Raw genomic sequence first — 24433 nt, forward strand, 5'->3', positions numbered from 1 at the left:
ATGGTATTTATCGTCTATCATTGCAACAATGAGAATCACGAAAAAGATAGCCGGTATGTGGATAACCTGGGCCGCACTTAGGGGAAAGTATTGGTGAATGGAGCTATTGCGCCAATCGTTGTTTTCCTACCGCTGTGGATAACCTGTTCTTATAAATAATGGAGTGATCATGACACCGCATGTGATGAAACGTGATGGCTGTAAAGTGCCGTTCAAATCAGAGCGCATCAAAGAAGCAATTCTGCGTGCAGCTAAAGCAGCGGGAGTCGATGACGCAGACTATTGCGCCACCGTCGCAGCAATTGTTAGCCAGCAAATGCAGGACCAGTCGCAGGTTGATATCAACGAGATTCAGACCGCCGTTGAAAACCAGCTGATGTCCGGGCCGTATAAGCAGCTGGCCCGTTCTTATATCGAATATCGCCATGACCGCGACAGCCAGCGCGAAAAGCGCGGCCGCCTGAACCAGGAAATTCGTGGTCTGGTTGAGCAGACCAACTCGGCGCTGCTCAACGAAAACGCCAACAAAGACAGTAAAGTGATCCCGACCCAGCGCGACCTGCTGGCCGGTATCGTCGCCAAACACTACGCACGTCAGCACCTGCTGCCGCACGATGTGGTGATGGCGCACGAGCGCGGGGTGATTCACTACCACGATCTCGACTACTCTCCGTTTTTCCCGATGTTCAACTGTATGCTTATCGATCTGAAAGGCATGCTGACTCAGGGCTTTAAGATGGGCAACGCGGAAATTGAGCCGCCGAAATCCATCTCGACCGCCACCGCGGTCACCGCGCAGATCATCGCGCAGGTTGCCAGCCACATCTATGGCGGCACCACCATCAACCGTATTGATGAAGTGCTGGCACCGTTCGTCACCGCCAGCTTCGATAAGCACCGCAAAACCGCCGAAGAGTGGCAGATCCCGAATGCCGAAGAGTACGCGCTGTCTCGCACCGAGAAAGAGTGCTACGACGCCTTCCAGTCGCTGGAGTATGAAGTGAATACGCTGCATACCGCCAACGGTCAGACACCGTTCGTTACCTTCGGTTTTGGCCTCGGCACCAGCTGGGAATCGCGTCTGATTCAGCAATCGATTCTGCGTAATCGTATCGCCGGCCTTGGCAAAAACCGCAAAACCGCGGTGTTCCCAAAACTGGTCTTCGCGATTCGCGATGGTCTGAACCACAAGCCGGGCGATGCCAATTACGACATCAAACAGCTGGCGCTGGAGTGCGCAAGCAAGCGCATGTACCCGGATATCCTCAACTACGATCAGGTAGTTAAGGTTACCGGTTCGTTCAAAACCCCAATGGGTTGCCGCAGCTTCCTTGGCGTGTGGGAAAACGAAGACGGCGAGCAGGTACACGACGGGCGTAACAACCTGGGCGTTATCAGCCTGAACCTGCCGCGCATCGCGCTGGAAGCCAAAGGTGATGAGGCCGCATTCTGGTCGCTGCTCGACGAGCGCCTGCTGCTGGCACGTAAAGCGCTGATGACCCGTATTGCGCGTCTGGAAGGGGTGAAAGCCCGCGTCGCGCCAATTCTTTATATGGAAGGTGCCTGCGGCGTGCGTCTGAAAGCTGACGATGACGTATCTGAAATCTTCAAAAACGGTCGTGCATCGATTTCGCTGGGCTACATCGGTATTCACGAGACCATCAATGCGCTGTTCGGCGACCAACACATGTACGACAGCGAAATGCTGCGTGAAAAAGGCGTGGCCATCGTCGCCCGTCTGCGTGAAGCGGTTGACCAATGGAAAGACGAAACCGGCTACGGCTTTAGCCTGTACAGCACGCCAAGTGAAAACCTGTGCGACCGCTTCTGCCGTCTGGATACCGCCGAGTTTGGGCTGGTGAAAGGCGTGACCGACAAGGGTTACTACACCAACAGCTTCCACCTCGACGTGGAGAAAAAGGTGAACCCGTACGACAAAATCGATTTCGAAGCGGCCTACCCTCCGCTGGCGAACGGTGGCTTCATTTGCTACGGCGAATACCCGAACATTCAGCACAACCTGAAGGCGCTGGAAGACGTGTGGGACTATAGCTACCAGCACGTGCCGTATTACGGCACCAACACGCCAATCGACGAGTGCTACGAGTGCGGCTTTACCGGTGAGTTCGAATGCACCAGCAAAGGCTTCACCTGCCCGAAATGCGGTAACCACGACGCAGCCCGCGTCTCGGTGACGCGCCGCGTATGCGGTTATCTCGGCAGCCCGGACGCGCGTCCGTTCAACGCCGGGAAGCAGGAAGAAGTGAAGCGCCGCGTGAAACACCTGGGGAATGGGCAGTTAGGCTAAGCTAACCATCGCTCTGTGGGTCGTTTCCCCCTCACCCCGGCCCTCTCCCTCAAGGGAGAGGGAGAAAACCAGCCCGGTACCGATCGGTTCCCTCGCCCCTTTGGGGAGAGGGTTAGGGTGAGGGGGGTTACACAACACCCTTCCAATTGAGAAGCAGAAATGAATTACCACCAATACTACCCCGTCGACATCGTCAACGGCCCCGGCACGCGCTGCACCCTGTTTGTTTCCGGCTGCGTTCACGAATGCCCCGGCTGCTACAACAAGAGCACCTGGCGGGTTAACTCCGGCCAACCGTTCACCGCAGAGATGGCCGACCGCATCATCGCCGATTTAAACGATACTCGCGTTAAGCGTCAGGGGATTTCTCTGTCCGGCGGCGACCCGCTGCACCCGCAGAACGTGGCGGATATTCTCGCGCTGGTGAAGCGGATCCACGCCGAATGCTCGGGCAAAGATATCTGGGTATGGACCGGCTATAAGCTCGACGAACTGAACGCCGCGCAGATGGAGGTCGTCGACCTTATCAACGTGCTGGTCGACGGCAAGTTCGTACAGGATTTAAAAGACCCGGCGCTGATCTGGCGCGGCAGCAGCAACCAGGTCGTTCATCACCTGCGATAATTGCTCACGTCAGCCGCTCAAAAACGGCTGACGCATTCCATCGCCACCGTTTTAAACTCATCAAAACTCCGCGTTGCCGCAAGACGAGCCATCGCGCGCTCGCGCAGGAAGGTGACAAAAATATCGTAGATCGCCATCGCTTCTTCATACTCGCTTTTGCTGATCGCCAACAGGAAGATGATATGCGCGGTTTCGTCGCCCCAGGCGATACCGTCGGGAGCAATCACGGTGTAGACCACCGTCTTTTTCGCCAGCAGCCCCAGCGCATGGGGCAGCGCGATGCCGTCCCCCAGCATGGTGCTGACGATAGCTTCACGCTCGACCACCGAGCCATAAAACTCAGCGTCGACAAACCCTTCCATCTCCAGCTGTTCGCACAGCTCGGCAAACAGCGTCTGCTGATCTACCTGCCCGTCAATCACCCGGAAATGGGCGGCGTCGAAGTATTTGTTCAACATAAACGGCCGGGTGCGGTCCACCAGCACCAGTTTGCCGATTTGGTCGAGCTGATAGTCAGTGGGGAACGGCGCGATGGTGATAACCGGTTTATCTTTTTCGCTGATGCGCGCGGTGGAGATCACAAAATCTTCCGTAATCGTCGCCAGCTGTTCATATTCCCGCTGTGAGAGCGTGGCGGCAATTTCCACCTGCGGATACTTACGCTGCAAAATCGCTTCGATCATTCGCGCCATAGCGTTACCCGCATCGCACACCAGCAGCACCTTCGGCTGGCGCTGGTAGCCGATGTTGTAATGGCGCTCAAGGCCCACGCCGATATGCAGCACCAGGAAACCAATCTCGTTTTCGCTAATGGCGTACGGCGTGTATTTGCCCCAGCTGGAGACCGCCGCCAGCGTCATATCCCACGCCATCGGGTAGTGCTGTTTGATGTTATCGAGCAGCGGATTGGGGATCATTATCTGGTAGCGCACGCGGGTGATCATGGTTTTGATATGGGTGAGCAGATCCGCATGCAGCTGGGCATCGTCCAGCAGGTTGTAGTTATATTGCTGATTGATATAGCGCAGGATGTAATTCACCAGCGCTTCGTCATCGTCGGCGCTGATCGTTTCCGGGTCCACATCCTGCACCTGGCGCGCGGCGATATGCACGCACAGCCACTCCTCTTCCGCCGCGGAGAACGGTTTTCCGGCCAGCTTTTGCAGCGCGGCCGCCACATCATGCGCGACATCGCGAACGTTTTGCGCCACATCTTCGGCGCTAAAATCCGCCAGCGGAAATCCCTCGCTGACGCGACGGGCCACCACCGCGCCATACAGGCACAGAAAACGCTCGCCGGCATCGGTCAGGCGAACGCGGTGACGGGTCAGCGTCTCTTGCAGTATCTCTTCGAGCTGCATCGGCACGCTGGCATCAAACGCCTCTTCGCAAATGAGCGGATTCAGCGCCCCCTGCTGGCTCAGTTCCCACAGCAGATCGGTCAGACAAGCGCGCAGCGACACTTCGCTACCAAAGAGCTTCATCCCGTGGCGCGGGCGCGTCTCCAGGGTCAACTGATAGCGAGCAAAGCGCTCGCGCACCTCCGCCATATCGCTTTGCAGCGTGGCCCGGCTGACAAACCACTCATCGGCTAAATCCTCAAGCTTGAGGGAAAAAGCCGAGGTGAGAAACCGCACCAGTAAAAAATGGATGCGATCCTGCGCCGTGCGCGGGATATGCTGCGGCTTGGGCGCCGTTTCTTCCAGCGTCTGATAGCGCGACGGATCGTCAATTTTCAGCTGATAACCGCTGCCGCGCGTCAATACAAACTGGGCGCCGTAATGCATCAACAGCGCATTAAGCGCGGTGATATCGGCGCGGACGGTACGGGTTGACACCGACAGCCGCTGCGCCAGTTCATCCTGCGGCAGCGTTTCGTTTTGCAGCAGGCTAAAGAGTTGCGCTAAACGTTGGTTGGGAAATCGCATGTCGGTTCCTTCATGTTACGACTTAAGGTTTTGCAGAAATCACCATCTGAGATGGGCTGCCGACCGGAGTATAGTCCGGCGCAAACGTCAGCTTGCCGTCCTTCGGCGCCACGCTAAAACGGGTGATGTTGTCGCTGCGCTGATTCATGACGTACAGCCAGCGCCCCTGACTATCCAGCGTCAAGCCGCGCGGGTAATCCCCACGGGTCCAGATGTCATCCTGCTGATTCAGGCTGCCATCCGCCATCACGGTAAAATGGGCAATGCTGTTGTGCAGACGGTTGGCGACATACAGCTGCTTCCCGTCGGCGCTAAGTACCAGCCCGGCGGCAAAGCTGGTGCCTTTGTACTCTTTTGGCAGCGCGGAGACCGTTTGGCCCTCACGCAGCAGGCCGCTGTGTTTGTCGAGGTGGTAGAACGTCAGCGTGGAGGATTCTTCGTTAATCAACCATAGTCCATCCCCGGCGGGGGTAAAGACAAAATGACGCGGCCCGGCACCGGCCGACGACGCAGCGATATACGGCGGATCGTTCGGCGTTAACTTGCCGCTGGCGCTGTCCCGGCGGTACTGATAAATCCGGTCCAGCCCCAGGTCTGTGGAGTAGACAAACTGCCCGCTCGGGTCGGCCTGCACCATGTGAGCATGCGGGCCATTATGATCGCTGATGGCAAAACTACCTTCCGTCGCCGCTTCCGGGCGCTCGGCTCCCGCCGGGCCCTGATCCTGATGGACCTCCACCGCCTCACCCAGGCTGCCGTCCTCTTTGACCGGCAATACGGCAATGGAGCCGCTGACGTAGTTTGCCACCAGCAGATGACGGTTATCCGGGGTCAGTGAAAGATAGACCGGCCCGGCACCGCCGGACGCCACCTGATTCAGGCTACTTAAGCTGCCATCGGCGCCAATACTCCACGCCTGTACCACGCCCTTTTCCACTTCGCTGGCGGCATACAGCGTTTTCCCATCCGGCGAGACGGTCAGCTGCGCCACGTTAGGCAGCGAGCCCACCAGCGTCTTATCGCTTAACGCCCCGGTTTTCCCGTCAATGGTAAAACGGTAGAGCCCTTCACCGCTGGGATTATAGGTGCCGACCCAGGCATACTGCGTTTGGGCGACGGCGCCAGCGGCGAGAAGCGAAAGTGAAGCGGCAAGCAGGTGATGGGCGGTTGGCATGGTGACTCCTTGGTGGCTCGGTAGGGTTTCCCCTCACCCTGAATCTCTCCCCTAGGGGAAAGGTGAAAACCTCCGCGCCATGTTATGGCACGAAACGGTCCCCTCTCCCCAGCGGGGAGAGGGTTAGGGTGAGGGGCAGTCGGCACTATTTCACTAACTGTTTCGTCATCTCCAGCAGCTGACGCACATCCGCCGGACGGGTATTGCCGCTGGCTTTATCAATAATTGAACTATAGATATGGGGAATAATTTTGCTAACACCAGCATCCAGCGCAATTTTCAGGATTTCACCGTAGTTTTCCAGGTCGATACCGCCGGTCGGCTCCAGCCAGAAGTCATGCTGCGCACAGGCTTGCGCCACCGCGACATACTCATCGCGATGCTTCAGCCCGCCCATCGGGAAATACTTGATGGAGCTGCCGCCCATATCTTTTAGCAGCGCAATCGCGGTCTCCAGCGGGACAATACCGTCAGGTGCCGTGCTCGACAGCGGGCCGGTGGAAATCTTCACCATGCCCACGGTGCCGGTCGGGGAAACCAGGCCGTTGACCACGGTTTCATTTTGCCCCAACAGCGCGCGGCTGGTGCCAACGCCGGTGAAGACCTGGTTGACGTGCTGCGGCTGAACCTGACGGGAAATTTCACTGACCATCGCCGACTGATTCGGATCGCCAGCGCCCAGCCCGACGGAAAGCGCGTTATCAATCAGCTGCGCATAGTCGCGCATGTCCGCTACCGCGCTGGCGATATCAGGATAATTTTTGGAGAGCACGCCAACCAACACATGGCCTTCCGCCGCGTCATAAATCTCACGGGCGTTATCTTTGCTCCCCGCCAGAACGTTCAGACAGACGCGGTCGCGATAAAAGTTTGGGGTCAGTTTCATGCGCTTTTCTCCTTGTTAAGAACTTCAGCAATACGGCGGGAGACGATCTCCAGCTGCTGCGCGTCCACGCTGCGGACATCGGCTTCGATGATGCCTTCGTTGGCCTTGTAGCCACGGAAATAGATGGCGTATTCGCCCTGCTTCAGCGCGCTCACCAGTTCTCCGGTGGCGATGCCGGTCACGGCTTCATCAAATTTGATTTCCGCACGCGCGATGTCACGCCCGGCGCTATCCCACACAACGCGCGCGGTAACACCGTTTAACGTATTCAGTTGCTCAATGAATGGGGTCATTTTGGCCACCATCTCATCGCCGCTCTCTTTGCGCGCCGTCAGATAATGTTCAATGGCGCAGGTCAGCCCCAGAATGCCTTCTTTGCCCACTTTCATGGCACGGCCGATGCCCATCGACTGGCGCTTCACCCACTCAACGTACTGGGTTTTACCAATCACCAGCCCGCTGGTTGGCCCTTCAATCGCCTTCGCGCCGCTGTAGATAACCAGATCCGCGCCAACGCGGTAATAGCACTGCAAATCTTCTTCCGCGGCCGCATCCACGATCAGCGGCAGATTATGATGACGCGCCACCACCGCCGCTTGTTCAACGCTGAGCATGCTTTTCTGTACGCAGTGGTGTGATTTGATATACAGAATCGCCGCCGTACGCGGGGTGATCGCCGCCGCCAGCTGTTCTGCGGAACATTCGTTCGCATAGCCCGCTTCCACCAGCTTGCCGCCGCCCAGCGCCACCATGGTGCCCACCGGTGCGCCAAAGTTCACGTTGTGGCCTTTTGGCAGCACGATTTCGTTATTCTCAATTGGCGTGACGTGGAGGTTTTCCAGCAGCCAGTCGCTGTCTTTGACCAGCACCGCCGCCACCGACTGCGCGATACCCGCCGAGGCGCAGGAGACGACGGTCGCCCCTTCTACGTCCAGCAGTTTGGCAATGTAATCACCGGTTTTGTTGACCAGATCTTTCATCTCAAAATACTGATTCATCCCCGCCATTGCGGCGTCCACCACTTCCGGACGCGGCGTAGAGACGCCCAGCGCCGTCATGCGGCCGGAGGTATTAATGACTTGTTTTAAATTGTACTTCTCAAAAATTGAAGGCATTTTCCGCGCTCCCTTGTTCGGTCAAATAGCCCTTGCCCGCGCGAATCGCGGCAAGCGGCAGCAGAATCTTGTCAGCCTGAAGGCTCTCTTTTTCGGCATCCACCAACAGCGTCGGCGTGGATGCGAGAGTGAACAGCGTGAGATCGGCGTCATAGCCAACTTCCAGCCGCCCTTTGTGAGACAAACGTAGCCCGTCGGCGGCCTGTGAAGTCACGCAGGCGATGACCTGCGGCAGCGACATGCCGATGGCGAGGAATTTTGACATCACCAGCGCCAGCGAGCGCACCGGGCCGTCGATGCGGTTGCGGCAATAAATATCGGAGCTGATGGTGTCGGGCAGAATACCCATCGCAATCGCCCGCCGCGCCACTTCAAAACTGAAGCTGGCGGTGCCATGGCCGACATCAAGGCGTACGCCGCGCTTTAAGGCACGTACGATGGAACTGCGTAGCTCGCCTTCCGGCGTCAAAATACGGTTAGGTTTGCCGTTATAGCAGTGAGTAATGATGTCGCCTGAGCTCAACAGTTCGGCAATTTCATCGAGGTTTGGCGGGTTGTTGCCGATGTGCACCATCAACGGCAGATCGCCGTTTTGCTGCTGAATGACTTTCGCCCGCTCCAGTGGCGTAATGCCGTTTTCACCGACCACGCTGCTGCTCATGCGCGCTTTCAGGCCGACGATAAAGTCCGGATGACGCTGCACGGCCTGTTTCACCGCATCGGCATCGATATTGGCCATATTGGCCAACTCGTTCTGCGCAATCAGCCCGACGCGGGAGATATTGAGCAGCGCATAGACATCGGTCGCCGCCTGACGGGTGAGCTGATAAAAATCGTCCACATCGTCGGCACCGGTACTGCCGGCATCAATCACGGTGGTGACGCCGGTGGCAATGCCGACGCTGTCCGGCTGGTCGTGGTAAATCGGTGAGTTGGGGTAGCAGTGAACGTGGGAGTCAATCCAGCCCGCGCTGACGTAATAGTTGCCGTCCAGCTCGATGGTTTTGTGCGAGGGCGCGCTAATCTCGCCCAGCGCCGCGATTTTCCCGTCCTGGATGGCGATATCAGTGAGGGTATCGTCGACGAGGCGCGCACGGCGCAGGAGTAAATCAAACATCTCTCTCTCCTGTAAAAATGGGAGGAGGCGTTAGCGGCTTATCCGGCCGGTCTGTTTTGGCCGGATAAGCGCTATGCCATTGGCACTTAGCTAATCGCCACCGGGAAGATAGAACCCAGCAGCATGGCGCCAAGGATCGCGCCGCCGGTAATCGGCTTCTGCCAGATGTAGAAGAGAAGCGCGCCGACCAGCGAACCGATGCCGATAGGAATGGAAGCGGTCATCGCGCTTAAGATAATCAACGGGCCCAGGAAGCGGCCTGAGGCGTTACCCGCGCCCATCATCACGTCCGCACCGTAGGTGGAGTCGCTCTGGTTGATGGTGAACTTACGCGCCAGAATAATGATGTAGCCAATCGCCAGACCAATCACCAGACCGGTAATCAGGGAGGCGATAAAGTTGGTCACCGGGAACATAATGCCCGCGCCCAGCAGCAGCGCCGGAACGCCGAGGCCAACACCGGTCTGGATAGCGCCGCCGATATCGAGGATCCCCACCAGCGAACCTTCGATGATACGGGCGAACAGGAAGCTCGCGCCAAACGCCGCCACCGCGCCGTAGGCACCGGTATCAATCCCAGCTTTTAACATTGCCACGAAGGCCACTTCGTTAAACGCGCCGATACCGTACAGGTAGTACATGTGTGTCCCGGCAAAGACGCCGGAGGAAAGCAGGCCAACGAAGATCGGGAACGACCAGTCGGCATACCAAAACCCTTTATTTTGTTCCATGTCAGGCTCCCGTTATTTGCCGCTGATTGAGCTGTGGATCAGATCCAGCCAATTCGGCACGGTCAGGTGGAAGGATTCGATCATCTTCATGTCGAAGCCGCGGAAGAAGGCGCTCAGGACGAACAGTGCAACGATGGCAGCCATCATCACCTTGGTGACGCGATGCCAGCCGCTCTCTTCCACACCCTTACCAATCAGAATACCCAGCACCAGGCCCGGTACCGCGTTACCCATAATCAGCTGCGCTGCGCCACCGAAAATGGTCGCCCAGAAGCCTGATTTCTTACCGGCATCAATCGCCGCCAGCCAGAAGATCACCGGCATCACGGTGTTCACCAGCAGGTTTGCCGCCGGAACCAGTACCTTAATGGCAGTGACCTGCAGCGCCTGCGGCACGGAGGAGGCCGTCAGGTTAAGGAAGGCCACGACGATCATGCCGATCACGCCGCAGGCAATCGCCATTTTCTTCGGATCGTGCAGCGTCTCACCGACGTTGCGGTTTTTGATCATCAGCGCCGCCGCGCCCCAGTTCGGGATAATGCGGTGATCGACGTCCTGGGTGAAGGAACCTGCTGCAACGGAAGAAGCCCAGGCGTTAAAGAAGAAGCCGAGGCCAAAGGAGAAGTGGGAAGCCGGATCGCCTTCACAGGAGTTCAGCTCGCCCAATGTACGAAATGCGCCCATCCCTTGGGTGGTGGGCGCATGAAACATGCGTGCCGCTCCGGCGCCCACGCCGACGCCAACCAGGCCGCCGATGATGAGCGATTTTATTAAAATTATCAGGAACATAGTCTGACCCTTTGGTAAAAATCAGGTTTGCGCGACGAAATCCACTTTATCGATATCAATGGCGGTCACGTTGACGGTAACGTCCAGCTCCACGCTGTACGCACGTCGTTCACGGCGTAAAAAGAAAAACAGGAAAGCTTCTTTTCGTACCGCTTCACGCGCATGAACAACCGCCACGTCCTGTGGCTCAATACGCAATAAGATGTGCGATGATGTTTTCATCACCGCGGCCTGCACATGGTTCAGGGCATCGGCGAACGCCCGCGTTTTGCTCTCGCCTTTGCCCGTGACCCTCACCGTGGTGGTGAATTGCTCTTTCATGTTCACGCGCCGTACTTCTTCTTCCAGGCTTCTACCAGGCGCTCGCCCAGCTCTTCTTTATCCATAAAGCCGAAGCCCAGCACGTTGAAACCTTCGTTGATGGCGGTCACGCCCTCTTCAACCGAACGCATGCCGTATTTCGCTTTGTAGCCATGCTTGTTTTGCGCGGTGATGGCGCCTGCGCCGCCGCTGCCGCAGAAGGAGATGCCGAAGGTGGCGTTTTCCGTTTTCATCATGTCGCCAAGCTTCATGTCGGCGGCGACGCCCGGTACCACGACTGCACGAGCACCGGCTTTTTCCGCGCCAGCGGCAACTTTTTGTCCTTTACCCAGGCGGTCGCCAATTACTACGGTGATCTGTTCCATGTGTTGCTCCTTACAGGTTTTCTTTTGCGACTTCGAAGTGGACGGACAGTAGCCAGGCCTCTTCTTTTGGCAGATTGCCGAATTCCGCGACCACGTCGCGAGCCAGATTCATTGAGTCTTCTGATATTTCTTCAAACAGGCTGGCGTCCACTTCCGGCAGCGGTTCACCGCTGATTGAACGATGGGCCATGGCCCGCACGTGGGACGTCAACATTTGCTCCTGCACGTCGTTGGGGGTGATACCGCGTTGGCGTAACAGTGTGAACACCTGCTTAAGCATCTTGTCTGCCAGCTGTTCGGTCTGTGCCGCCTGCTCCCCTGCGTCGTGTATTACCGCTCCGTTATTCACTCGTGTTACCCCGCTAATGTCTCTGGGGATAAAACTAACGTTGGGGGCGAGGAGTTTGTAGCGAGTTGTTTTCCACTTCGAAGTGGAAAGGCAGACGGACTGGGTGATCTGATTCACATATTCATCACGAATCTCACGATTTCGATATATTCGCGTGATGAATGTCACGGATGCGGGGCAAGGCGATAGGAAAAGCGAATGGCAAAACGAAGGTCAAAAGTGTGAAGCGGACGGAGTTTTGGCGGTGGAAAGCGGGAAACGTCGGCTGACGCTTCCCGGGAAAATGCTTAGCGGTACTTCTTGTGGTAAGTGTTGCGGGTGGTTTTAAACTCTTCGGCCGCAGCCTGAGCTTCTTTGATTTTGCCTTCGTTTGCCAGCTTCAGCGCACCGTCAATCTGGCCGATAAGGATATCGAAACCGTGGCGGAAGTCTTTCATTTCCGGGCTATCAGCCGCTTTGCCTTCCAGCTTCGGCGGGGTCTCTTTTTGCGCATCGACGGCAGCGGTACGCATCTTGTTCAGCGCGCCTTTCAGCTCGCCCGCATCGGAGGTTTTCTGCACGACCTGCAGATTTTCCGCCAGCGTATCCATATCTTCGCCGAGGTCAGCAAAGGCCGAAGCCGAGCCGAGGGCTAAAGCAGAGACAGCCAGCATCGCTAACAGTTTTTTACGCATTGCTCACTTCCTTTTTTATTATTTAAGCAAAACGGGCGCAGCAGGATGCGCCCTAAACGTGATTACTGGCCGGCGATTTTCATCTCCGGTAACAGTACGGAACCACACTGGATATTACTCCGTGTCTCAATATCGTCGGCAATAGTGACCATATTGCGCCACATATCTTTCAGGTTGCCGGCGATGGTGATTTCACTTACCGGGTACTGAATTTCGCCGTTTTCAACCCAAAAACCGGATGCGCCGCGGGAGTAATCGCCGGTGATGCCGCTAACACCCTGCCCCATCAGTTCGGTGACGACAAGACCCGTGCCCATCTCTTTAAGCAACTTTTCAAAACTCAGGCCGCGGCCCTTGATGCGCCAGTTATGGATGCCACCCGCATGGCCGGTGCTCTTCAGACCCAGCTTACGCGCAGAATAATTGGTCAGCAGCCACTGCGTCAGCACGCCATCTTTAATGATGTCGCGACGTTCGGTACGCACGCCCTCGCCGTCGAACGGCGTCGAGGCCAGCCCTTTCAGCAGATGCGGATGCTCTTCGATGGTCAGCCACTCCGGCAGAATTTGTTCGCCCAGCGAGTCGAGCAGGAAGGTGGATTTACGGTACACCGAGCTGCCGGCAATCGCCCCGACTAAATGGCCAAACAGGCCGGTAGCCACTTCATTGGCGAAAATCACCGGCGCCTGCATGGTGGACAGCTTGCGCGGAGCCAGGCGTGACAAGGTGCGACGCGCGCACTCTTCGCCAACCCATTCCGGCGATTGCAGATCGCCCAGCGCACGACCGATGGTGTAAGCATAGTCACGCTCCATATCGCCATTGGCTTCAGCAATCACGCAGCTGGAGAGCGAATGACGGGTCGAGCAGTAGCTTTGCAGCATGCCGTGGCTGTTACCAAATACCTTGATACCGTAGTGGCTGTTGAAGCTGCCGCCTTCGGTATTGGTGATACGCTTGTCCGCTTTCAGGGAAGCCTGTTCAGCGCGAGCCGCCATTTCAATGGCTTCGTCCGGGGAGACTTCCGCCGGGTGGAACAGGTCAAGATCCGGGGCCTCAAACGCCAGCAGATCTTTGTCCGCCACGCCAGCACACGGGTCTGGCGAGGTGTAGCGCGCGATATCCAGCGCCGCCTGCACGGTGCGGGCAATGGCTTCCGGACTCAGGTCGGTTGAAGAAGCGCTGCCTTTGCGATTCTGGTGATAAACGGTGATCCCGAGCGCGCCATCGCTATTAAATTCGACGTTTTCAACTTCGCCGTAACGGGTGCTGACGCCAATACCGGTGGTCTTGCTGACCGCGACTTCTGCACCGTCTGATTGGCTGGCTGCCAGCTCTAACGCCATGGAGACCGCTTTTTCCAGCGCAATACGTTGTTCCGCAACTTGTGTGATCACTTTCATCGTCTAAGCCATAATCTGAGGTAAAGTTAAATGAAGTCTAACAGAGAACCCTTTCTCAGTATGCGCTCAAGCTGTTAGTATTAGCCTCTTTTTTAAGGAGCCTGAAATGACAAAGCAGCCCGAAGACTGGCTCGACGAAGTCCCCGGTGATGATATCGAGGACGAAGATGATGAAATTATCTGGGTCAGCAAGAGTGAAATTAAACGTGATGCCGAAGAGCTGAAAAAGCTCGGGGCAGAGCTGGTCTCCCTGGGTAAAAACGCCCTGGATAAAATCCCGCTGGACGCCGACCTGCGCGCCGCCATTGAACTGGCGCAGCGTATTAAGATGGAAGGCCGCCGCCGCCAGCTGCAGCTGATTGGTAAAATGCTGCGCCAGCGCGACGTAGAACCTTTCCGTCAGGCGCTGGACAAGCTGAAAAACCGTCACAACCAGCAGGTTGTTCTGTTCCATAAACTGGAACAGCTGCGCGACCGTATGATTGAAGGTGGGGATGAAGCGGTTGAAGAGGTGCTGAACCTCTGGCCAGACGCTGACCGCCAGCAGCTGCGTTCGCTGGTGCGTAACGCCAAAAAAGAGAAGGCCGGTAACAAGCCGCCAAAATCCTCTCGTCAGATTTTCCAGTATCTGCGCGAACTGGCTGAACAGCAGGATTAAGTCTCTTAAAAACGCCCTCTTCCGAGGGCATTTTTTTATCGACTACAGCGCCATCACTATCTGGCGCAAATCATCGTTAAAGCGCTGATAATACGCAGCATCAATCGCCTGCGGATAGCTCAACACAATCAATTCATGGTCAGCGATACCGGCGTGGTACGTCGGGTGCGCGTGCGGCCACGGGTTGGCGCTAAACCCCATTCCTTCATAAAAACGCAGACGCTTATGGGCAATCTCAGTGGTCAGCGGGTCGATTTCCAGCACGGTGAGCGGCGCGCGCATCAGAATCTGCCCCAGCAGACGTTTCCCGTAGCCCTGCGAACGCAGCGTGCTGTCCACCGCCAGATGTTCAATATAGCTGTAGCCATCAAACGCCCATGTCCCACTCATGCCAATAAACTGTTCACCGTCAAACCAGGCTTCCAGCGCATAGTGCGGGTCGCCCAGCGCGCGCTGCTTGGCCGCTAACTCCCGCTGTTCATGCCAGGGAAAAGCCTGCTCATACAGCGCTTCAACACGAGGGAAAAGGGGTGATTGCGTTGAAGTCAGTTTCTGTGACGTTAACCTTTCCATGTCCGGTCCTTGCTGAAATCAGGAAATAAAAAAGCCAACCGGTTTCCCGATTGGCTGAGGAGAAACCTGAGCGATCAGATTAGTGCTGTTGCTGTTCCGCTTTTTTCGCCAGACCATCCAGCAGTTTCTGGTGAATACCACCAAAACCACCGTTGCTCATCACCAGAATATGGTCACCTGGCTCAGCGTTTTTAATCACCATGTCTGCCAGTACATCCACGTCCGCACTCCAGTGAGCTGGCTGTACACAGGCTTCCGCAACTTCCGCCACCTGCCACGGAATATGCTGCGGCTGTAACAGGAACACTTCGTCAGCACGACCTAAGGACGGTGCCAGATCGTCTTTGCAAACGCCCATTTTCATGGTGTTGGAACGCGGTTCCAGCACGGCGATGATTTTAGCCGTACCGCCCACTTTCCCACGCAGCGCCTGCAGCGTAGCGAGGATCGCCGTTGGGTGGTGAGCAAAATCGTCATACACGCAAACGCCGTTGGCTTCACCGCGCAGTTCAAGGCGGCGACGGGCATTGATAAAGCTGCCCAGCGCGTTGGCGGCATCTGCCGGGGTCACGCCAACGTGACGCGCGGCGGCAATCGCCATCAGGCCGTTGTGCATGTTGTGTTCGCCCACCAGGCCCCACTTCACTTCGCCAACCTTTTCACCGTCCAGCAGCACTTCCCACTCGGAGGCGTCGGTATTCAGCTTCTTCGCCTGCCAGTGGCCCTGCTCGCCCACCAGCTCCTGCTCGCTCCAGCAGCCCATCGCCATCACCTGTTTCAGGTTCGCGTCGTTCTCCGGCAGGATGATGCGGCCTTGTCCAGGGACAATACGCACCAGGTGGTGGAACTGTTTTTGAATCGCTTTCAGATCGTCAAAAATGTCCGCGTGGTCGAACTCAAGGTTATTGAGGACCAGCGTACGCGGGCAGTAATGCACGAACTTGGAGCGCTTATCAAAGAAGGCGCAGTCGTATTCATCAGCTTCAATCACGAAGAACGGGCTCTCGCCCAGACGTGCGGAAACATCGAAGTTACCCGGCAGGCCGCCAATGACAAAACCAGGCTTGTAGCCGCAGGCTTCGAGGATCCAGGTCGCCATCCCGGCGGTGGTGGTTTTACCGTGGGTACCGGCAATCGCCACAACCCAGCGGTCGCGCAGCACGAAATCGTGCAGCCACTGCGGGCCGGACATGAACGGAATGTTTTTCTCCAGCACCGCTTCCACGCACGGATTGCCGCGGGTCATTGCGTTGCCGACGATCACCAGATCCGGCTGAGGGTCAAGCTGGCTTGCATCGTAACCTTGAATTAAATCAATGCCTTGATTTTCCAGCAGCGTGCTCATCGGGGGATACACATTGGCATCCGAACCCGTGACTTCGTGACCCAGAGAACGAGCCAGCATGGCCAGGCCGCCCATGAAAGTGCCACAAATACCCAAAATATGAATGCGCATACGTCACTATCCTTTTGTAATCTGCCTCGCATTTTACCCATATGTTTGCCGTCAGAGAAATGCATTTAAGGATATTCCGTAGTTTGCTGGCGCGATTCACCTGTGCGTATTTTTTTTATTCTTTGTTAAGATTGTTGCAGTCGCTTTACTCATCATCCAATGCAGGGAAAGTGTTATGAAAACGTTAGGTGAATTTATTGTCGAAAAGCAGCACGAGTTCTCTCATGCTACCGGTGAGCTCACTGCTTTGCTGTCGGCAATAAAGTTAGGTGCCAAGATCATCCACCGCGATATCAACAAGGCCGGTCTGGTCGATATCCTGGGTGCCAGCGGCGCAGAAAACGTACAGGGAGAAGTACAGCAAAAGCTCGATCTGTTTGCGAACGAGAAACTGAAAGCCGCACTGCGCGCACGTGACATCGTCGCCGGTATCGCCTCCGAAGAAGAAGACGAAATCGTCGTCTTTGACGGCTGCGAACACGCGAAATATGTGGTCCTGATGGATCCACTGGATGGCTCATCTAATATCGACGTTAACGTCTCTGTCGGGACTATCTTCTCTATCTACCGTCGCGTGACCCCAGTGGGTACGCCGGTGACCGAAGAAGATTTCCTCCAGCCGGGTAACCGCCAGGTTGCTGCGGGCTACGTGGTTTACGGCTCGTCCACCATGCTGGTGTACACCACCGGCTGCGGCGTACACGCCTTTACCTACGACCCTTCTTTGGGCGTGTTCTGCCTGTGCCAGGAGCGTATGCGCTTCCCGGAACGCGGCACCACGTATTCCATCAACGAAGGCAACTACATCAAATTCCCGAACGGCGTGAAGAAGTACATCAAGTTCTGCCAGGAAGAAGATAAGTCCACGCAGCGCCCGTACACCTCTCGCTATATCGGTTCTCTGGTTGCCGACTTCCACCGCAACCTGCTGAAGGGCGGCATTTACTTGTACCCAAGCACCGCCAGCCACCCGGATGGCAAGCTGCGTCTGCTGTATGAGTGCAACCCGATGGCGTTCCTTGCGGAACAGGCCGGCGGTAAAGCCAGCGATGGCAAAGAGCGTATTCTGGATATTCAGCCGGAAACGCTGCACCAGCGTCGCTCGTTCTTCGTCGGTAACGACCACATGGTTGAAGACGTTGAGCGTTTGATTCGCGAGTTCCCGGACGCCTAAGCATTCGGTTCGAGGTTTCCCCTCACCCTAACCCTCTCCCCAGCGGGGAGAGGGAACCGATCGAGTCGGTTGTGGGGTTGTTTTCCCCCTCGCCCCTTTGGGGAGAGGGGCAAACCGATTACGACACCTGCAGACGGAACGAGGCCATTGCCGACGTAAGCGCCTGCGACTGTTCTTCCAGCGAACGGGTTGCCGCCGACGACTGCTGTACCAGCGCCGCGTTCTGCTGCGCCGTTTCATCCATCTGGCTGACTGCGATATTCACCTGTTCGATTCCGCGACTCTGCTCCTGAGAGGCGCTGGCAATCTCGCGCATCAGTTTGGTCATTCGCATGACTTCAGTGGCAATCTCATCCATCGTTTCCCCGGCCTGCTGCGCCAGGTCGCTGCCTTCACTCACGTGATTCTGCGACGCGGAAATCAGCTGGCGGATCTCTTTCGCCGCATCGGCGCTGCGGCTGGCCAGATTACGCACTTCCCCCGCGACCACGGCAAAACCGCGCCCCTGCTCGCCCGCGCGGGCGGCTTCAACCGAGGCGTTGAGCGCCAGAATGTTGGTCTGGAAGGCAATACCGTCGATCACCCCAAGGATGTCGGCAATACGGTTGGAACTTCCGGCGATATCCTGCATTTTTTCAATCACGTAGCAGACCATTTCGCTACCGCGATCGGCAGTATCAGAAACGTCTTTCGCCAGCTTGTGCGCCTGATCGGCGTTGTCAGCGTTTTGCTTCACGGTCGCGGTCAGCTCTTCCATACTGGCGGCCGTTTGCTCAAGCGACGTGGCCGTCGATTCGGTGCGCTGCGCCAGGTGGTTGTTACCCGCCGTCAGCTCGCGGCTGCCGATATCAATCTGTGAACTGGCATCGCGCACCCGCATCACCGAGTTCATCATCGACTCACGCATCCCGGCAATCGCCCCGTTGAGACGTTTAATCTCCGCGCTATTGGCCTTCAGCGGTGAATCCGTTAAATCACCGAAGGCAACCTGTTCCAGTTGAGCAATTGCCGCGTCCAGCGGTTTTAGCAGCAGGTGACGCAGCTGGAGCCAGCCCAGCGCCATGACACCGGCGGTCAGTAGAATGGCGATAGCCATCAGAACCAGTACTTTGTTTTTCGTGGCGTGTACCGCGGCAACTTCCACCTGGCCGCGGGATTCCCCCCAGTTCTGAAAATCAAGAATGGCATTATCAAACTGGCGAGATACCGGGATCATGGTCTTTTCCAGCAGATCGTAATAACCATCGACGTTTTGCCCCTCGAGCGCCGCCAGCATCGGTTTGATCCCCTGCGTGTTGTACAGCTCGTAGCTTTTCGCCACGTTGGCCATCAGTTTGGCGCCGTCAGTATCGTCCATCGACGACTGGCTAACGGTAGCAATAATTTTTTGCGCCTGCGCCACTTCCCCACTCAGCAGTTTGACCGCTTTCGCGGCGTCATCCAGCATGCCTATCTCCATCAGTCTCACCGCCTGGCTCGCCTCATTGCGCGCGCGCAGCAGCAGCGTATAGCCTTCGTTGAGCTGGGTCATTTGGTCACTTTGCAGATGGTCAATACGTTGCAACGAGGCGGAGCTTTGGGTGAGAGCATAAATACCGATGCCGCTGACCAGAATCAGCAGCAGGGTCATCACGGCAAGCAGGGACAGCAGGCCGGTACGGATAGAAAGCGTTCTTAGCATCATAGTTTTGTCCGGTAGCAGGGGTACGTTTGGCGTAAAAGAAAAGTATCGGCTGCCACCGGAAAAACTTTAGCGTATCAGTATGTTAGTTCTTTGTTACTTCAGCATTGACGCGGGTTACCGCCGCATTCTGCCGGTTCTCCCACAGCACCGTCAGCCCGCGCTGAAGGGCGATAAAAATAAACAGCAGGATGCCGATAGCGATCTTGGTCCACCAGGAACTGAGCGTGCCGTCAAAGTTGATGTAGGTTTGAATCAGCCCCTGAATGCCGACGCCGAACAGCGTCCCCAGCACCGTACCGACGCCGCCGCTGAGCAGCGTGCCGCCAATCACCACCGAGGCGATAGCATCCAGTTCCACCCCCACGCCTGCCAGCGCATAGCCCGCCTGGGTATAAATGGAGAAGACAATACCAGCGAGCGTCGCCAGCCCGGTCGACAGCATGTAGATGCGCACAATGGTGCTGCGGGTCGGGATGCCCATCAGATTTGCCGAAGTCGCGCTGCCACCGATAGCGTAAACCTGGTTGCCAAAGCGGGTGCGGTGAGCGAGAAAAATCCCCAGAATCACCACCAGCAGCATCAGCAGCCCCATAGCGCTGAGGCGTCCGCCGCCGGGGATAGTCCACGCCAGCCCGGAGAAGGTGTCGTACAGCGGATGATCGATAGGAATGGACTCTTCAGAGACCAGATAGCTGACGCCGCGCAGGAAAAACATCCCCGCCAGAGTGATGATAAACGCCGGGATCTTCAGCGCATCAATCAGCCAGCCCATAAAAGCGCCAAAGGCGCAGCCCATGACCAACACCAGCGGAAAAGCCACCAGCGGCGACAATCCCCAGAAGCCAATGGCTTTCGCCAGAAATACACCGGTGAAGGCGATCACCGAGCCGACCGACAGATCGATCCCGCCGGAGAGGATCACAAAGGTCATCCCCACCGCGACAATCCCCAAAAAGGCGTTATCGGTGAGGATATTGCAGATAACCCGCGTGGAGGCGAAACCCGGGAATTGCGTCAGGCAGTAGAGGTAGCCGAGGACAAATACGCCGAGGGTGATCATCAGCGGTAAGTTACGTTTTATCATGGCCCCGTATCCTTTTCAGAATCTGAATAAAGCGCGGCGACTGGACAATCAGCACGCACATCACCACCACCGCTTTTACCACCTGGTTGAGCTCCGGCTGAAAACCGGAGAGCAAAATACCGGTATTCATGCCCTGAATAATCAGCGCGCCGACCACCGACAGCAGCAGGTTAAAACGCCCGCCCATCAGTGAACCACCGCCGATAACCACCGCCAGAATGGCGTCCAGCTCCAGCCACAGCCCGGCGTTATTGGCGTCGGCACCGCGAATATCCGCGGCCACAATGATGCCAGCAATCGCCGCGCAGACACCGCTCAATACATAGGCCAGCATCACCACGATACGGGTATTCACCCCGGCATTTTTTGCCGCGCGAATGTTAATGCCCACCGCTTCAATAAACATGCCGAGCGCCGTTTTTCGAGCAACCACCCAAAAGATAACGAGGGTGACTAACGCAATAATAACCGGCGTTGGAAACAGCAACATTTTACCGCTGCCGAGCCAGGCCAACGCCGGCGAATCGAAGGTGACAATCTGCCCAGAGGTGATGAGCTGCGCGACGCCGCGTCCGGCCACCATCAGAATAAGCGTCGCCACAAAGGGCTGAATTTTCAGAATGGCCACCAGAATACCGTTCCACAGCCCGGCCAGAACGCCGGAACCCAGCGCCGCCAGCAGCACTATCGGCAGGCTGTGCCCGGCGACGGTCATTGAGGCGGCGGTCGCCCCGGCTATCGCCATCACCGCGCCCACCGAAAGATCGATTCCTCCGGTGGCGATAACCAACGTCATGCCGATAGCCAACAGGGCGACAGGAGCTGCACGGTTAAGAATATCGATAGGACTGCCGAACAGACGGCCATCCTGAAGGGTTATCTGGAAAAAGTGCGGCGCCACCAGGCTATCGACCAGCAGCACCAGAATAAGGGCCGCGATTTGCGGCATGCCCGGCGGCCAGCGAAAGCGGCGACCGGACGGTTCAGTTTGCCCAACGGATCGAGGCATCACGGTTAACTCCTTAGGCCGCAATAGCGTTCATGATGGCGGGAACGGAAAGTTCAGCCAGGGGGATCTCGGCGATCTGCTGGCGATCGCGCATGATGATCACCCGGTCGGCGTAGCCCACCAGCTCTTCAAGTTCAGACGAGATCACCAGCAACGCCAGGCCGTCGGCGCACAGGGTTTCAATCAGGCGGATAATTTCCGCATGCGCCCCGACGTCAATCCCGCGCGTTGGCTCATCGAGGATCAGGAACTGCGGGCGCGTCAGCAGCCAGCGGGACAGCAGCACCTTCTGCTGGTTGCCACCGGAGAGAAATTCCACCGGTTGCTCGGCGCTGGGGGTGCGGATCCCCAACTGGCGGATAAAACGCTCGGCAATGTCGTTTTGCTCTTTGCGCGGGATCGGCCGCAGCCACCCACGCTGAGCCTGCAGCGCCAGAATGATATTTTCCCGTACCGAGGCGGCGGCAATAATGCCGTCGGTTTTACGATCTTCGGGGCAAAAACCGATCCCCAGGCAAGAGGCCTGGTGCGGCGATCGCAGAGTTTGCGGCTTGCCCTTGATCGTCGCCTGGCCGCTGTCAGCGGGACGAATACCGAAGATCACCTCGGCGGTTTCGGTGCGTCCCGATCCCAACAATCCGGCAAGCCCGACGATTTCACCAGGGCGGACCTGAAGATCGAACGGCGCAATGGTGCCTTTTTTGCCGTAGCCTTCAAACGAGGCCACCGGTTTATCACTGAGCAACGTACGCCCGGCGCGCTGCAACGCCTGGTGCTCCAGCTCACGACCCAGCATCATTTTGACCAGCTCAATCTGCGGCAGCTCGCGGGTTTCCCGGCAGCCAACAAAGCTGCCGTTACGCAGGACGGTGATACGATCGCTCACCGTGTAGACCTGATCGAGGAAGTGGGTGACGAAGATCAGGCTAACCCCCTGATCGCGAAGCTGACGCATCAAGGTGAACAGCATCTCCACCTCTTTGGTGTCGAGGCTGGCGGTCGGTTCATCTAAGATCAACACCTTGGCGGAGAGATCGATGGCCCGGCAGATAGCCACAATCTGCTGCATCGCCACCGAAAAACGGTTGAGCGGTTCGCGTACGTCAAGTGAAAAGCCATAAGAAGCCATCAGCTCCGTGGCGCGTTTCTCCATCTCTTTGCGTCGCAGCAGGCCAAAACGTTTGGGCTCGCGGCCAATAAACAGGTTGTCCGCCACCGACATATTCGGCAGCAGGTTCACTTCCTGATACACCGTGCCGATGCCTAACTGCTGGGCGTGGGCGGTATTTTTCGGATTGATTTGCTGGCCTTCCAGCCAGATGGTGCCACGGTTCGCGTGGTAGACGCCGGTCAGCGCTTTAATCAGCGTCGATTTCCCAGCGCCGTTTTCGCCCAGCAGCGCCATGATTTCCCCGCGCCGCAGGCTGAAATTGACGTTATCCAGCGCCTTTACGCCGGGGAAATACTGGCAAAGCCCCTCGGTGCGGAGGATCTCCTGGTCGGTTTCAGTGGTCATTGTGCGCTCCCCCTCACCCTAGCCCTTTCCCCGCGGGGGAGAGGGGATATATTGTGCCAACAGCCCGCTCGGAATCTGACGCCCTGCACCGCTCTGCTCCCCCTCCCTTTCAGGGAGAGAAAAACCATGGTGCTAAGGCAAGCTCTGAACCCAACCCCTTGCACCGCTCTGCTCCCCCTCCCTTTCAGGGAGAGGGTTGGGGTGAGGGTGTCGGCGGCTTAGTAGCCCATATTTTTCTTCTTCTCTAACTCTTCTTTCGCCGTATCCGGCAGGTAGAGGGTGGACTTGGTCAACGTCACTTTCTCCGGCATGGTGCCGTCTTTCTTGAATTTCTCCAGCGCATCAAACGCCGGGCCGGCCATATTTGGCGTCAGTTCTACGCTGGCGTTGGCTTCACCGGCAATCATTGCTTTGTAGATGTCCGGTACGCCGTCAATCGAACCGGTCAGGATATCTTTACCCGGCTTGAGCCCCGCTTCTTTGATTGCCTGAATCGCGCCGATCACCATGTCGTCGTTGTGGGCGTAAACCATGCAGATGTTTTTGCCGTTGTTCTCGGCTTTGATAAAGCTCTCCATGACCTCTTTACCTTTACTGCGCGTAAAGTCACCGGACTGGGAGCGGATAATCTTGATGTTCGAGGCTTTAGAGATAGCCTCGGCAAAACCTTTTTTACGGTCAATCGCCACGCTCGCACCAACCGTACCCTGCAGTTCAACCACGTTACATGGCTTGCCGTCTGCGGTTTTAATCAACCATTCGCCAATCAGCTGGCCTTCCAGCACGTTGTTGGCGGTGACGGTGGTCATATAGAGCGACGGATCTTTCACATCGATGGAACGGTCGAGCAGGAACACCGGGATTTTGGCCTCTTTGGCTTCTTTCAGTACCGGTTCCCAGCCCGTTGCCACAACCGGGGCGATAAAGATTGCATCAACACCCTGAGCGATAAACGAACGTACCGCTTTGAGCTGGTTTTCCTGTTTTTGTTGCCCGTCGGCAATTTTCAGGGTGATACCGCGTTTTTCCGCTTCCTGCTTCGCGACGTTGGTTTCCGCCGCGCGCCAGCCGGATTCAGAGCCTACTTGTGAAAAACCCACCGTTAAAGGGGCAGCCATGACCATAGACGACATGGCTGCGGAAACTGCTGTGACAAGAAGTAAGCGCTTCCACATAGAGATATCCTCGTAGGGTTATTGTTGGTTAGATATTCATCTGCGGAAAAACTATAGACAATGGGATATGTAACGGAATGAGTTACATCACACTTCATAAAAGTAAATTATTTGTTAACCACCGACACATCGAAGAGTTCAAGAGGGAGAAGGCGTCACGCACCCATTGAGCGCTATTGGTTTTGTCGAAAAAAAACGCGAGTCAGCGTCATTTTTTGCCGTGATGTAAACGCTTCCATGATTTTATTCAGTATGCAGCTATGTTTATGGATTTTTCTGTCATAAGAAGCGGCTGAAAAAGGCGGGGTCATGGGGATGAG

At 56.7% G+C, this 24433-nt stretch carries 23 protein-coding genes; 4 read left to right on the forward strand and 19 right to left on the reverse strand.

Going from position 1 to position 24433, the window contains the following annotated elements:
* The first annotated feature begins 169 nt into the window (after positions 1–169).
* Positions 170–2308 (forward strand): anaerobic ribonucleoside-triphosphate reductase, encoded by a 2139-nt coding sequence (gene nrdD, locus LZ634_RS06410; protein ID WP_234503187.1) that lies wholly within the window; start codon positions 170–172, stop codon positions 2306–2308.
* 159 nt (positions 2309–2467) lie between these two features.
* The gene (gene nrdG / locus LZ634_RS06415; RefSeq protein ID WP_234503189.1) at positions 2468–2932 is read left to right on the forward strand and encodes an anaerobic ribonucleoside-triphosphate reductase-activating protein; all 465 of its coding nucleotides are present in this window, start codon (positions 2468–2470) and stop codon (positions 2930–2932) included.
* A 17-nt stretch (positions 2933–2949) separates the two neighbouring features.
* Here the strand turns inward: nrdG and LZ634_RS06420 are convergent, their stop codons facing one another.
* The 12 genes from LZ634_RS06420 to pmbA form a co-directional block, all read right to left on the reverse strand.
* A complete protein-coding gene (locus tag LZ634_RS06420; protein ID WP_234503190.1) occupies positions 2950–4860 on the reverse strand; it encodes a BglG family transcription antiterminator in 1911 nt (636 codons plus the stop codon).
* 22 nt (positions 4861–4882) lie between these two features.
* A complete protein-coding gene (locus LZ634_RS06425; protein ID WP_234503191.1) occupies positions 4883–6034 on the reverse strand; it encodes a lactonase family protein in 1152 nt (383 codons plus the stop codon).
* Between the two features lie 145 nt (positions 6035–6179).
* The gene (dagF, locus tag LZ634_RS06430) at positions 6180–6920 is read right to left on the reverse strand and encodes a 2-dehydro-3-deoxy-phosphogluconate aldolase (RefSeq protein WP_234503193.1); all 741 of its coding nucleotides are present in this window, start codon (positions 6918–6920) and stop codon (positions 6180–6182) included.
* Positions 6917–8035 carry a DgaE family pyridoxal phosphate-dependent ammonia lyase gene (locus tag LZ634_RS06435; RefSeq protein WP_234503196.1) on the reverse strand — a complete coding sequence of 373 codons (1119 nt, stop codon included), beginning with the start codon at positions 8033–8035 and terminating at the stop codon, positions 6917–6919. The genes dagF and LZ634_RS06435 overlap by 4 nt, the downstream gene beginning before the upstream one ends.
* Positions 8019–9152 carry an amidohydrolase/deacetylase family metallohydrolase gene (locus LZ634_RS06440; RefSeq protein WP_234503197.1) on the reverse strand — a complete coding sequence of 378 codons (1134 nt, stop codon included), beginning with the start codon at positions 9150–9152 and terminating at the stop codon, positions 8019–8021. Before LZ634_RS06440 ends, LZ634_RS06435 begins: the two co-directional genes overlap by 17 nt.
* A gap of 86 nt (positions 9153–9238) precedes the next feature.
* The gene (locus LZ634_RS06445) at positions 9239–9883 is read right to left on the reverse strand and encodes a DUF4310 family protein (protein ID WP_052282426.1); all 645 of its coding nucleotides are present in this window, start codon (positions 9881–9883) and stop codon (positions 9239–9241) included.
* 12 nt (positions 9884–9895) lie between these two features.
* Positions 9896–10672 carry a DUF4311 domain-containing protein gene (locus LZ634_RS06450; RefSeq protein ID WP_234503199.1) on the reverse strand — a complete coding sequence of 259 codons (777 nt, stop codon included), beginning with the start codon at positions 10670–10672 and terminating at the stop codon, positions 9896–9898.
* Between the two features lie 21 nt (positions 10673–10693).
* The gene (locus LZ634_RS06455) at positions 10694–10993 is read right to left on the reverse strand and encodes a DUF4312 family protein (protein ID WP_052282428.1); all 300 of its coding nucleotides are present in this window, start codon (positions 10991–10993) and stop codon (positions 10694–10696) included.
* Between the two features lie 2 nt (positions 10994–10995).
* Positions 10996–11358, reverse strand: a complete 363-nt coding sequence (locus LZ634_RS06460; RefSeq protein ID WP_234503201.1) for a glycine-rich SFCGS family protein — start codon at positions 11356–11358, stop codon at positions 10996–10998.
* 10 nt (positions 11359–11368) lie between these two features.
* On the reverse strand, positions 11369–11707 hold the full coding sequence (locus tag LZ634_RS06465; RefSeq protein ID WP_234503389.1) for a glycine dehydrogenase: 339 nt from the start codon (positions 11705–11707) through the stop codon (positions 11369–11371).
* Between the two features lie 287 nt (positions 11708–11994).
* Positions 11995–12381 carry a cytochrome b562 gene (gene cybC, locus LZ634_RS06470; protein ID WP_061284890.1) on the reverse strand — a complete coding sequence of 129 codons (387 nt, stop codon included), beginning with the start codon at positions 12379–12381 and terminating at the stop codon, positions 11995–11997.
* A gap of 62 nt (positions 12382–12443) precedes the next feature.
* On the reverse strand, positions 12444–13784 hold the full coding sequence (pmbA, locus tag LZ634_RS06475; RefSeq protein ID WP_234503202.1) for a metalloprotease PmbA: 1341 nt from the start codon (positions 13782–13784) through the stop codon (positions 12444–12446).
* Positions 13785–13890: 106 nt separating this feature from the next.
* Between pmbA and yjgA the strand changes: the two genes are divergently transcribed.
* Positions 13891–14442: a ribosome biogenesis factor YjgA gene (gene yjgA, locus LZ634_RS06480; RefSeq protein WP_234503204.1), complete on the forward strand. Its 552-nt coding sequence runs from the start codon at positions 13891–13893 to the stop codon at positions 14440–14442.
* A 42-nt stretch (positions 14443–14484) separates the two neighbouring features.
* Here yjgA and LZ634_RS06485 read toward each other — a convergent pair whose 3' ends face one another.
* Complete coding sequence (locus tag LZ634_RS06485; protein WP_234503206.1) at positions 14485–15015, reverse strand: GNAT family N-acetyltransferase; 531 nt, start codon at positions 15013–15015, stop codon at positions 14485–14487.
* Positions 15016–15094: 79 nt separating this feature from the next.
* Positions 15095–16471: a UDP-N-acetylmuramate:L-alanyl-gamma-D-glutamyl-meso-diaminopimelate ligase gene (gene mpl, locus LZ634_RS06490; protein ID WP_234503207.1), complete on the reverse strand. Its 1377-nt coding sequence runs from the start codon at positions 16469–16471 to the stop codon at positions 15095–15097.
* 175 nt (positions 16472–16646) lie between these two features.
* On the opposite strand from mpl, the gene fbp reads away from it, so the two are divergent.
* Positions 16647–17645 carry a class 1 fructose-bisphosphatase gene (gene fbp / locus LZ634_RS06495; protein ID WP_052282435.1) on the forward strand — a complete coding sequence of 333 codons (999 nt, stop codon included), beginning with the start codon at positions 16647–16649 and terminating at the stop codon, positions 17643–17645.
* Between the two features lie 118 nt (positions 17646–17763).
* Here the strand turns inward: fbp and LZ634_RS06500 are convergent, their stop codons facing one another.
* The 5 genes from LZ634_RS06500 to ytfQ all read right to left on the reverse strand — a co-directional run bounded on the left by LZ634_RS06500 (position 17764) and on the right by ytfQ (position 24113).
* On the reverse strand, positions 17764–19326 hold the full coding sequence (locus tag LZ634_RS06500) for a methyl-accepting chemotaxis protein (protein ID WP_234503391.1): 1563 nt from the start codon (positions 19324–19326) through the stop codon (positions 17764–17766).
* Between the two features lie 85 nt (positions 19327–19411).
* Complete coding sequence (gene yjfF, locus LZ634_RS06505; RefSeq protein ID WP_234503210.1) at positions 19412–20413, reverse strand: galactofuranose ABC transporter, permease protein YjfF; 1002 nt, start codon at positions 20411–20413, stop codon at positions 19412–19414.
* On the reverse strand, positions 20400–21425 hold the full coding sequence (gene ytfT / locus LZ634_RS06510; protein ID WP_234503213.1) for a galactofuranose ABC transporter, ATP-binding protein YtfT: 1026 nt from the start codon (positions 21423–21425) through the stop codon (positions 20400–20402). The genes yjfF and ytfT overlap by 14 nt, the downstream gene beginning before the upstream one ends.
* A 10-nt stretch (positions 21426–21435) precedes the next feature.
* Complete coding sequence (ytfR, locus tag LZ634_RS06515; protein ID WP_234503216.1) at positions 21436–22938, reverse strand: galactofuranose ABC transporter, ATP-binding protein YtfR; 1503 nt, start codon at positions 22936–22938, stop codon at positions 21436–21438.
* A 218-nt stretch (positions 22939–23156) separates the two neighbouring features.
* Positions 23157–24113, reverse strand: a complete 957-nt coding sequence (ytfQ, locus tag LZ634_RS06520) for a galactofuranose ABC transporter, galactofuranose-binding protein YtfQ (protein ID WP_234503217.1) — start codon at positions 24111–24113, stop codon at positions 23157–23159.
* Positions 24114–24433: the final 320 nt, after the last annotated feature.

Origin of the sequence: Kluyvera intermedia, assembly GCF_021440345.1 — a bacterium.
GTDB classification, from domain to species: Bacteria; Pseudomonadota; Gammaproteobacteria; order Enterobacterales; family Enterobacteriaceae; genus Kluyvera; species Kluyvera intermedia_A.

Excerpts from the sequence above, each read along its gene's own strand:
- nrdD (WP_234503187.1), top strand. The coding sequence starts at position 170 with ATGACACCGCATGTGATGAAACGTGATGGCTGTAAAGTGCCGTTCAAA.
- nrdG (WP_234503189.1), top strand. The coding sequence starts at position 2,468 with ATGAATTACCACCAATACTACCCCGTCGACATCGTCAACGGCCCCGGC.
- LZ634_RS06420 (WP_234503190.1), bottom strand. The coding sequence starts at position 4,860 with ATGCGATTTCCCAACCAACGTTTAGCGCAACTCTTTAGCCTGCTGCAA.
- LZ634_RS06425 (WP_234503191.1), bottom strand. The coding sequence starts at position 6,034 with ATGCCAACCGCCCATCACCTGCTTGCCGCTTCACTTTCGCTTCTCGCC.
- dagF (WP_234503193.1), bottom strand. The coding sequence starts at position 6,920 with ATGAAACTGACCCCAAACTTTTATCGCGACCGCGTCTGTCTGAACGTT.
- LZ634_RS06435 (WP_234503196.1), bottom strand. The coding sequence starts at position 8,035 with ATGCCTTCAATTTTTGAGAAGTACAATTTAAAACAAGTCATTAATACC.
- LZ634_RS06440 (WP_234503197.1), bottom strand. The coding sequence starts at position 9,152 with ATGTTTGATTTACTCCTGCGCCGTGCGCGCCTCGTCGACGATACCCTC.
- LZ634_RS06445 (WP_052282426.1), bottom strand. The coding sequence starts at position 9,883 with ATGGAACAAAATAAAGGGTTTTGGTATGCCGACTGGTCGTTCCCGATC.
- LZ634_RS06450 (WP_234503199.1), bottom strand. The coding sequence starts at position 10,672 with ATGTTCCTGATAATTTTAATAAAATCGCTCATCATCGGCGGCCTGGTT.
- LZ634_RS06455 (WP_052282428.1), bottom strand. The coding sequence starts at position 10,993 with ATGAAAGAGCAATTCACCACCACGGTGAGGGTCACGGGCAAAGGCGAG.
- LZ634_RS06460 (WP_234503201.1), bottom strand. The coding sequence starts at position 11,358 with ATGGAACAGATCACCGTAGTAATTGGCGACCGCCTGGGTAAAGGACAA.
- cybC (WP_061284890.1), bottom strand. The coding sequence starts at position 12,381 with ATGCGTAAAAAACTGTTAGCGATGCTGGCTGTCTCTGCTTTAGCCCTC.
- pmbA (WP_234503202.1), bottom strand. The coding sequence starts at position 13,784 with ATGAAAGTGATCACACAAGTTGCGGAACAACGTATTGCGCTGGAAAAA.
- yjgA (WP_234503204.1), top strand. The coding sequence starts at position 13,891 with ATGACAAAGCAGCCCGAAGACTGGCTCGACGAAGTCCCCGGTGATGAT.
- LZ634_RS06485 (WP_234503206.1), bottom strand. The coding sequence starts at position 15,015 with ATGGAAAGGTTAACGTCACAGAAACTGACTTCAACGCAATCACCCCTT.
- mpl (WP_234503207.1), bottom strand. The coding sequence starts at position 16,471 with ATGCGCATTCATATTTTGGGTATTTGTGGCACTTTCATGGGCGGCCTG.
- fbp (WP_052282435.1), top strand. The coding sequence starts at position 16,647 with ATGAAAACGTTAGGTGAATTTATTGTCGAAAAGCAGCACGAGTTCTCT.
- LZ634_RS06500 (WP_234503391.1), bottom strand. The coding sequence starts at position 19,326 with ATGCTAAGAACGCTTTCTATCCGTACCGGCCTGCTGTCCCTGCTTGCC.
- yjfF (WP_234503210.1), bottom strand. The coding sequence starts at position 20,413 with ATGATAAAACGTAACTTACCGCTGATGATCACCCTCGGCGTATTTGTC.
- ytfR (WP_234503216.1), bottom strand. The coding sequence starts at position 22,938 with ATGACCACTGAAACCGACCAGGAGATCCTCCGCACCGAGGGGCTTTGC.
- ytfQ (WP_234503217.1), bottom strand. The coding sequence starts at position 24,113 with ATGTGGAAGCGCTTACTTCTTGTCACAGCAGTTTCCGCAGCCATGTCG.